Source organism: Massilia sp. PWRC2, from assembly GCF_049896725.1.
In the GTDB taxonomy this organism is placed as follows: domain Bacteria; phylum Pseudomonadota; class Gammaproteobacteria; order Burkholderiales; family Burkholderiaceae_D; genus JAFCUW01.
The window spans coordinates 242,209-250,980 of the sequence record NZ_JAFCUW010000009.1; the positions used below are offsets into that span (position 1 = coordinate 242,209).

An 8,772-nucleotide genomic window follows, 5' to 3' on the forward strand; every position below is an offset into this window, starting at 1 on the left:
TACCAACCGAGTATTACCTTTTATTGCCCAGAAGAACCAAGAAATATCCCCGGGAACAACGAGAGAATTTCTTGGAAAGGTGGCTGCCGGCTAGTCGGCGCCGCCCACCCCATGTTTGACAGCCAGCAAGACCAGGCTGACGACATCGCGCACGCCCAGCCGCTCCATCAGCTGGGAGCGATGGGCCGCCACGGTCTTCTCGCTCAGGTCGAGCTCAAAGGCGATTTCCTTGGTGCCCTTGCGCATGACAATCATCTTGAGGATCTGCGACTGGCGCGCCGTCAGTGCCGGGAAATTGCCGGTATCGGCGGCGGGGGCGCGCACGAAGCGATCGATCATCTTGGTCGACACCGCCGGACTGAGATACGTTTCGTGACGCACCACGGCATTGAGCGCAATTTCAAGCTCCACCGGTGCCGATTCTTTCAGCAGATAGGCCGAGGCGCCCTGGCGCAAGGCCTCGGTGACCATTTCTTCGGACGCGTGCATGCTCAGGATGATCGTCGCCACCTGCGGAAACTGCCGCTTCAAGTCACGCACAAGGTCGAGGCCGCTATACGGTCCCATTGCGATGTCGGTCAAGACAATGTCGGGCACCACCTGCGCCAGCACGCGCATGGCCGCTGCCGGATCGGACGCTTCGGCAACCACGCAAAAGTCGTGTAACTGGTCGATCAGGCTGCGGATGCCCGCACGCACCAGCACATGGTCGTCGACCAGCAGGATCGTTGCCCTTGGCGTCATGCTGGCTCCAGCGACAGGGCCACGGCGATGCGGGTGCCGCCCGTCGTCGACGAGACGACGTCGAAGCGGCCGCCCAGCAGCTTGACGCGCTCCTGCATGCCGCGCAGGCCATTGCCGCTGCCGTCGTGCGCATCGATGCCGGCGCCGCCCCGTTCAAAGCCGACGCCATTGTCACGCACCAGCGATTCGAGTTCGCGGCCCGATTCGCCGCCGTTCAATTCCACCACCACGCTGCTGGCATGGGCATGGCGCATGATATTGGTGGTGCTTTCCTGGACAATCCGATAGATCGCGATCTCGACCGGCGGCGCCAGCCTGGCCGGCAAGCCCGCGTATTCAAACACGTAGCGGCAGGCACCGCTGGCAAACTGCCGTTCGAGCAATTGCCGCAACGCCGATTCCAGGCCCAGGTAGTCCAGCGTTGGAGGACGCAGCGACACCGAGATGGCCCTGATCTGGGCGATCAGGGTGACCACCGCCGCATCGGTCTTGTCCCACAGCGCCAGGGCGGGCGCATCGTGCAGGGAGCCGCGCAGGTGGAACAAATCGATTTTCAGCAGCGCCAGGTGCTGGCCCAGTTCATCATGCAATTCACGCGCCAGGCTGATGCGCTCCTGCTCCTGCGCCTGCAATAACTGCCCGGACATTTTCTCCAGGTTGGCATTGAGTTTGAGGATTTTCAACTCGGAGGCTTTCTGCTCGGTGATGTCTTCGCCGATACTGGCCGTGCCGATGACACGGCCATCGATATCGTGTAGCACCGACGTGTTCCAGCAAATCAGGCGGCGCTCACCATTCCGCTTGACGACCTCATCCTCATAACGCGACGCGCCCGCGCCCTGCGCCAGGCGGGCCAGAAAATTCGCCCTGCTCGCGGCAGGGGCGGAGGCCATGAACACATCGAACCAGTTTGCGCCGACCACCTGGGCGTCATGCAAGCCCATTAAATTGAGCAGGGCACTATTACAAAACGTTATTTGCGCATCGAGGTCGAGCATGACTGCCAGCATGCTGGTGTTGTTGAGTAACTCGAGAAAGCGCCGTTCGCTCTCGCGCAACTTGCGGATCGCCATCTTGCTTTCAGTGATGTCCTGGGCAATCCCTGCCATGCGGGTAACGGCACCACCCACTTCGCGGATCTGGAACAGCTTCATCGACAACCAGCGCACCTGTTGATCGGGCCGTCTGATCTGGAACGCACATTCAAACGGCTGGTCGGTCCGGGCCAAGTGGGCGGCGTACTCGGCGGCGACGCGTCCCCGGTGTTCGGGCACGATAACATCGAGCCAGGCTTCGGGACGCTCGCCCAAACCGGCGCGCGGGCGGCCAACGATGTCGTCGTAGGCGGGGCTGACGTAGAGCACGCGCCAACGGGCGACGTCGAGCAGGAAAAAAATGTCGCGAATATTGTCCGCCATCTGGCCAAATTGCATATTGCTGTCGTGCAGCGACTGCTTGGTCAAATGCTTCTGCGTGACGTCCACGTGCATGACGATGGCCCCCTCTGGCCCCTCGCCCAGCGGTGACACGGTCATCAGGAACCAGCGTTCACCGTCTGGCGCCTGACACGGGTATTCCATCGAAAAATGGTCGATGCTGCCACTCAATACCTGGCGGATCCCGGTTCCCACATGGTTGCCGCTGTCGCCGGGCCGGCAGCCGTCGCCCTCGCACAGCGCGAGGTAATTGCTGCCGATGCCAAACTGACTCGACGCCGGCATGCCATTGGCGTCGGCGAAGCCGCGCCACGCCTTGTTCACCGACAACAGCGTGCCACTGCGGTCAATCAGACCGATGTTGGCCGGCAGCGCATCGATGATCGCCACTTCCATCGCATCATTGGTCATTTGCATGCCCGCGGAGGCGGCCAGCGGCCGGCGACCGCTGCCGGCCAGGCGCAGCAGGTTGCGCACATTGAGCCGCAGTTCGGCGCCATCGCAGGCGGTCATTACCGCGTCGGCGCCGGCGGCCAGTGCCGCCAGGCGGGCACGCCGGCTGCCTGGCGCATGCAGCACCAGCACCGGCAGGTGCCGGGTGGCGAGCGCCGACTTGATCGACCGCACCAGCGCACGGCCGCGCGGCCCGTTCGACATCTCGATCACCACCAGGTCGCCGCCCTGCCGGACGATGGCGGCAGCGGCGCCGTCGCCCGCATCGACATCGGCCAGTGTATGGCCGTCCTGCTGCAGGATGGCCCTGATCTGCGCGCGCGCGCCAGAGACGGCGCCAATCATCACAATCGTGGCGCCCCCCTGCATCATTGGCCGCCTGGCAAAAGAGGCATACCGGCCCGCCCGCCAATCGGCGGCAGGTCAAATGTCAAATCATAGGAGAGACGTTTCATCATCGCATTGTGCCCTAGTTTGCCCTGCGGACGATGGCAATGTGCAGCGGCGCCGGCCGCCGTTCAAGTTGACGCAAAGAATCTTCGACGCAAACAATCTGGTACGCTAATGGCACCCCCACATTGCGTGTCATCCGGCACCGTCATTCCACCATCAAGGACGCACTCCCATGAAGCCAGCCCGTCTCCCCGTCAACAGTCTGATCCTGGCCGGCGTCCTTGCCGGCAGTGCCAGTGCGGCCCCGCTGCCGGCGCCGTTTGCAACGCAGCTGGCCGCCAACTACCCGGCGATCGAAACGCTGTACCAGCAACTGCACCGCAATCCCGAGCTCGGCTTTAGTGAAGTGCAGACCGCTGCCACGCTGGCCAAACTGGCCAAAGAGCTCGGCTACGAGGTGAGTACCGGCGTCGGCGGCACCGGCGTGGTGGCCATCCTGCGCAATGGCCCCGGCCCGACCGTGATGCTGCGCACGGAGATGGATGCCCTGCCGGTGCTGGAAAAAACCAGCCTGGCGTTCGCCAGCACCGTCACCACCAAAAATAGCGCCGGCGACATGGTGCCGGTAGCGCACGCCTGCGGCCACGACCTGCACATGTCGGCCTGGTACGGCACCGCCAAGCTGATGGCGGATAACCGCAAGGCGTGGAGCGGCACCCTGATGCTGATCGGCCAGCCGTCTGAAGAAACCGTCGCCGGCGCTGCAGCCATGCTCAAGGATGGCCTGTTCCAGCGCTTCCCCAAACCCGACTACGCGCTGTCGATGCATGACGACGCCAGCGGGCCGTCGGGCACCATCATGTATCACGCGGGAGCGTTTCGGGCGTCGTCCGACGTCGTCAATATCACCGTGTATGGCCAGGGCGGCCACGGCGCGGTGCCGCACGAAACGCGCGATCCCATCGTGATGGCGGCGCGCATCGTGCTGGCCCTGCAAACACTGGTATCGCGCGAAAACAATCCGATCGATCCGGCGGTGATCACCGTCGGCAGCATTCATGGCGGTACCCAGGCCAACATCATCCCCGACCAGGTCACGCTGTCGCTGTCGGTACGCACCTTCAAGCCGGAAGTGCGCCAGCGCGTACTGGCCAGCATCGCCCGCGAAGTCAAGGGAGAAGCACTGGCCGCCGGCGCCCCCAAGGTGCCGCTGGTCGAGGTCAAACCGGGTACCGATTCGGTCTACAATGATCCCGAGCTGATGGCACGCATGGTCAAGACGCTGCAGGGTGCGGTGGGCCCCGAGTTCGTCAAGGAAATGCCGCCCAAGATGACTTCGGAAGATTTTTCCCAGTATGGCCTGCAGCCGGGCGTCAAAGCCATTTTGCTGCACGTGGGCGCGGTCGATCCGGCCCGCCTGCAAGCGGCCATCAAGGCCGGCCAGCCGCTGCCGGGCACCCATTCGCCCCAATGGGCACCCGACTTCAAGCCCACTGTGACCAACACCATCAAGGCGGAAACGGCCATCCTGCTCGACCTGATGGCGCCGTCCCGCTGATAGAGTGCGCAGCTACCAGCGCAGCGCCGCTGCCCTGGTAGCCTGCAGGCGAAGGAGTGACGATGAAACGGTTTGCCAGTTGCAGTTGCGGTCAGCTGACGGCGCAGGTCGACGGCGAGCCGGTGCGGGTGTCAATTTGCCATTGTCTGGCCTGCCAGCGCCGCACGGGCGGCCCGTTTGCCCAGCAGGCCCGATTTCTACGCCGTGATGTGCTGGTGGCCGGGCCGGCGAGCGTCTACACCCGGGTGGGCGACGCCGGCTCGCACAGCCATTTCCATTTCTGTCCCCAGTGCGGCGTCTGCGTGTATTACCTCACCGACGGCATGGATGACAGCATCGCCATACCGGTCGGCACCTTTGCCGACCCGAATTTTCCCGCGCCCAATGTGTCGGCCTACGAGTCGCGCATGCACGGCTGGGTGGTGGCGCCGGCCGATGCCGTGCACTTCGAGTAACAGCCGGCGACGGGGTGATGCAGCCAGGCGCCACCTGCCGTGTGTGCCGCGCGCGCTGCGCGCTGGCATCGGCGTATCGAACACCCGGCAGCAGGCCGCCGCCAGGGCAGCATGCGTGGCCGCGCCAGCGAGCATGGTATCGGCCAGCGCCAGTGCGGTCAGCTGGTGCGGATGCATGGGCTGGAAAGGGGCGCAGGGCCTTCAACAAGTCTTGTGATGCGTGAGCACACTCGCGTGCAACGCGGCGACGCTCATGCGATGAAATACCAACCACTCAACATCCCGCGGGGTAACCCCGCAGAGGCTGGCCTTGCACGTGGCAAAGACGGCCGGCTTGAAGGATGCGCCCGGCATGACAACAGGTGAGGTTTTACAAAAAGTCAATTTCAAACGACGCCGACAAATTAACAACAAGCAATATGTGTAAGACGCTGTTAACGGCTCATTCCTCTGTTAAAAAATGTTCAAATGAAATTTTACGAATATAATTTACTGACAATGACTTCGACCAATTGACTATTGCGTTTCGAAGCCATGCACGTGTAAGTACGTCAGTATATTTCTAAAAAACACTATTTTTTACAGCAAATATTTCATCTAAAGAAATATCCAAATCCGCCCAAGCAGCGCGTCATCACGGCACTGACCGTGAACAGGGGCCGCGCTGTCCCGCCGGCGCCCAGCTTGTCAACCTTTAGGAGTACGTATCTTGACCACCCATCCGGCGCCACTGAGCAGCGCGCTGCAACAATCCTTGACGCCATCGCCACCGCCGTCGAGCGAGCCGGCTGGTGCCAGCGCCTTTCACGTGCATGGGGTCTGGACCATGGGGGTGGTCATCATGCGCCGCATTGGCTTTCGCTCGAAGGCGCTGTTGATCTGCGCCCTGTTCCTGCTGCCGATCGCCATGTTGTGCCGCGCCCACCTGGTCCGCACAGCCGATGATATCGGCTTCTCACAGCGCGAAGTGCTGGGCGTGCAATACAACCGGGCAATTTATCCTTTGATCGGCCTGGCCCAGCGGCTGCGCCGCGAAGCCACCGGCCCGGCAGCGAGCGCGTCGGTGGAAGCGCTCGATGCAGGCTATGCGCAGCTGGCCAGTGTCAACCAGGCGCTCGGCGCCACCCTCGACACCGCCAGCGCCTACGACGCCGTGCTGGCCGCCCGCGCCCGCATCAAGAACGGCGCCGGCACCGAGGCCGAGGCCGTGTTCGCCGCCCACACGGCCCACATTAAAACCCTCATTGCGCTGCTGTAAACGGTCACCGACAATTCCAACCTCACCCTCGACCCCGAGATCGCCACCTTTTATCTGATGGATTCGGCATTTGCCCGCATTCCCGACATCGTCGAAACGGCGGCGCAGCTGCGCGCCACCGGCGCTGCCGCCCACCAGGCTGGCGCCCTGACTGCGGCACAACAAAGTGGCACCAGTGAACTGATCGCCGTTGCAGAATTTCAAGCCGCGAATATGGCTGGCGGCCTCGCCAAGCTCAAGGACGATGGCGCCGGTCTGTTGCAGCGGCTCGACCTGGCGCCGCCGCAGCGCGCCAGTGGCGCGTTTTTCGGCACCGTGCGCAAGCAGCTGCTGGGCACCCCGCAGTGGACGCCCCAGGCCCAGCGCGAGTACACCGATCAGGCCGACAGCGCCATCGACAGCCAGTACGCCATGGCCACGCGCCTGATGAATGAACTCGAAGCACTGATTAATGCGCGCGTGCATGCGATGCAAGCGGACCGCAATATTTTGCTGGTCGTGCTGGCGCTGGCCTTACTGGGCGCAGCCTACTTCTTCTTCACCTTTTATCTGGTCACCAATGGCGGCCTCGGCTTAATCCGCAAACACTTGCAGGAAATGGCGCGCGGCGATTTGCGGCGCGCACCATCGCTGCCGTGGGGCAAAGACGAAGCCGCCGCCGTCATCACCGACCTGCGCGTGGCCTACGAATCGCTGCACCAGCTGGTGCACACGGTGCGTGCCTCTGCCCACAGCCTGCATGTCACCAGTGAAAGCATCGCCGCCGACAGCATCGATTTGTCGGAGCGCACCGCCGCTGCTGCCGCCGCGTTGGAGCAGCAGGCTGCTGCCATGGAGGAAATCGGTGCCACGGTGGGCACCAACGCCGAGCTGGCAACAGCGGCCGCCACCTTTGCCACCGACAATGCGCGGGTGGCCGAAGTGGGCGGCGCCGTGATTGCCGGCGTGGTCAGCACCATGGAGGGCATCCACGCCTCGTCGACCAGCGTCAGCGAGATCATCGGGGTGATCGATGGGATTGCGTTCCAAACCAATATCCTGGCGCTCAATGCCGCCGTCGAAGCGGCCCGTGCAGGCGAAGCAGGCCGCGGTTTTGCCGTCGTCGCCAGCGAGGTGCGCACCCTTGCCCACCGCAGCGCGACGGCTGCCGCCGAAATCAAGAAATTGATTGCCGACAGCGTACGGGATATCCGCGGCGGCGCCGAGGTGGTCTCGCAAGCGGGCGCCACCATGGCGACCATGGTCGACAACGCCCGCCGCATCAGCACCTACCTTGCCGAAATCTCGACCGCCTCGAAGGAGCAGGCCAGCGGCGTGGCGCAGGTGGCCACCGCCATCACCGAGCTCGATCACAATACGCAGAGCAATGCCGCGCTGGTCGAGCACACCTCGACCGCGTGCGCTGAACTGACCGGGCAGGCCGACAATTTGCTCGACGAAATCGGCAAGTTCAAAGTCAGCTAAAAACTGCACGCTCCAGCGGCCACCAATAAAAACGGGGCCCAGTGGTTCGCGATGATCTGCGAACCACTGGGCCCCGACTGTTTCTGTGTGCGCCGCGACGTACGCGGCGCTGACACCATTATTGCAGCTTGATTTCGACGTCCACGCCCGCTGGCAGGTCCAGCTTCATCAGTGCATCAACCGTTTTGTCGGTTGGATCGACGATGTCCATCAGGCGCTGGTGGGTACGGATCTCGAACTGGTCGCGCGAGGTCTTGTTGACGTGCGGGGAACGCAGCACGTCAAAACGCTGGATGCGCGTTGGCAGTGGCACCGGGCCCTTGACGACGGCGCCGGTGCGCTTGGCGGTTTCGACGATTTCCAGGGCCGACTGGTCGATCAGCTTGTAGTCGAATGCTTTCAGGCGAATGCGGATTTTCTGGTTTGGTGCGGACATGATATTTCCTCTAAAGAGCGAACCATCCTTAACGAATGGCAATATATGGGAGCAAGATTATACGATGAAAACAAAGGCAGAGACCGTGAGGCCCCTGCCTTTTTACTGAGCGACTTGATTACAACAACGAATTACTTCGACGCTTCGCTCAGAATTTTAGCAACCACGCCGGCGCCGACGGTACGACCGCCTTCACGGATAGCGAAGCGCAGGCCTTCTTCCATGGCGATCGGGTTGATCAGCTTGACGGTGATCGACACGTTGTCGCCTGGCATGACCATTTCTTTGTCCGCTGGCAACTCGATCGAACCGGTTACGTCCGTGGTACGGAAGTAGAACTGCGGACGGTAGTTGTTGAAGAACGGGGTGTGACGGCCGCCTTCGTCTTTCGACAGGACGTAGATCTCACCGGTGAAATGGTTGTGTGGCTTGATCGAGTTCGGCTTAGCAAGAACCTGACCGCGCTCGACGTCTTCCCGCTTGGTGCCGCGCAGCAGCAGACCGACGTTGTCGCCGGCCATACCCTGGTCGAGCAACTTACGGAACATTTCGACGCCGGTGCAAGTCGTTTTGAC

8 protein-coding genes are annotated in these 8,772 nt (G+C 62.6%); 4 read left to right on the top strand and 4 right to left on the bottom strand.

The features are described from left to right. Positions 1 to 90: 90 nt before the first annotated feature. Positions 91 to 744, bottom strand: coding sequence for a response regulator (locus ACP7BZ_RS18245; RefSeq protein WP_426115739.1), 654 nt, complete (start codon positions 742 to 744; stop codon positions 91 to 93). Then, on the bottom strand, positions 741 to 3,005 hold the full coding sequence (locus tag ACP7BZ_RS18250) for a PAS domain S-box protein (RefSeq protein ID WP_426115741.1): 2,265 nt from the start codon (positions 3,003 to 3,005) through the stop codon (positions 741 to 743). The genes ACP7BZ_RS18245 and ACP7BZ_RS18250 overlap by 4 nt, the downstream gene beginning before the upstream one ends. 253 nt (positions 3,006 to 3,258) lie before the next feature. Between ACP7BZ_RS18250 and ACP7BZ_RS18255 the strand changes: the two genes are divergently transcribed. The 4 genes from ACP7BZ_RS18255 (at position 3,259) to ACP7BZ_RS18270 (ending at position 7,761) form a co-directional block, all read left to right on the top strand. Beyond that, positions 3,259 to 4,584, top strand: a complete 1,326-nt coding sequence (locus ACP7BZ_RS18255; protein WP_426115743.1) for an amidohydrolase — start codon at positions 3,259 to 3,261, stop codon at positions 4,582 to 4,584. A gap of 62 nt (positions 4,585 to 4,646) precedes the next feature. Continuing rightward, the gene (locus tag ACP7BZ_RS18260) at positions 4,647 to 5,039 is read left to right on the top strand and encodes a GFA family protein (RefSeq protein ID WP_426115745.1); all 393 of its coding nucleotides are present in this window, start codon (positions 4,647 to 4,649) and stop codon (positions 5,037 to 5,039) included. A gap of 709 nt (positions 5,040 to 5,748) precedes the next feature. Continuing rightward, on the top strand, positions 5,749 to 6,297 hold the full coding sequence (locus tag ACP7BZ_RS18265) for a hypothetical protein (RefSeq protein ID WP_426115746.1): 549 nt from the start codon (positions 5,749 to 5,751) through the stop codon (positions 6,295 to 6,297). Between the two features lie 57 nt (positions 6,298 to 6,354). Further along, the gene (locus ACP7BZ_RS18270) at positions 6,355 to 7,761 is read left to right on the top strand and encodes a methyl-accepting chemotaxis protein (RefSeq protein ID WP_426115748.1); all 1,407 of its coding nucleotides are present in this window, start codon (positions 6,355 to 6,357) and stop codon (positions 7,759 to 7,761) included. Between the two features lie 118 nt (positions 7,762 to 7,879). Here ACP7BZ_RS18270 and rpsJ read toward each other — a convergent pair whose 3' ends face one another. Together rpsJ and ACP7BZ_RS18280 are read right to left on the bottom strand one after the other, a co-directional pair. Beyond that, positions 7,880 to 8,197: a 30S ribosomal protein S10 gene (rpsJ, locus tag ACP7BZ_RS18275; protein ID WP_010394389.1), complete on the bottom strand. Its 318-nt coding sequence runs from the start codon at positions 8,195 to 8,197 to the stop codon at positions 7,880 to 7,882. Between the two features lie 131 nt (positions 8,198 to 8,328). Continuing rightward, on the bottom strand, positions 8,329 to 8,772 hold a 444-nt coding region (locus tag ACP7BZ_RS18280), incomplete at its 5' end, for an EF-Tu/IF-2/RF-3 family GTPase (protein WP_426115750.1).

What these genes read in the sequence shown, in the direction of transcription:
- ACP7BZ_RS18260 (WP_426115745.1), top strand. Translation starts at nt 4,647, where the DNA reads ATGAAACGGTTTGCCAGTTGCAGTTGCGGTCAGCTGACGGCGCAGGTC.
- ACP7BZ_RS18250 (WP_426115741.1), bottom strand. Translation starts at nt 3,005, where the DNA reads ATGATGCAGGGGGGCGCCACGATTGTGATGATTGGCGCCGTCTCTGGC.
- ACP7BZ_RS18255 (WP_426115743.1), top strand. Translation starts at nt 3,259, where the DNA reads ATGAAGCCAGCCCGTCTCCCCGTCAACAGTCTGATCCTGGCCGGCGTC.
- rpsJ (WP_010394389.1), bottom strand. Translation starts at nt 8,197, where the DNA reads ATGTCCGCACCAAACCAGAAAATCCGCATTCGCCTGAAAGCATTCGAC.
- ACP7BZ_RS18245 (WP_426115739.1), bottom strand. Translation starts at nt 744, where the DNA reads ATGACGCCAAGGGCAACGATCCTGCTGGTCGACGACCATGTGCTGGTG.
- ACP7BZ_RS18270 (WP_426115748.1), top strand. Translation starts at nt 6,355, where the DNA reads ATGGATTCGGCATTTGCCCGCATTCCCGACATCGTCGAAACGGCGGCG.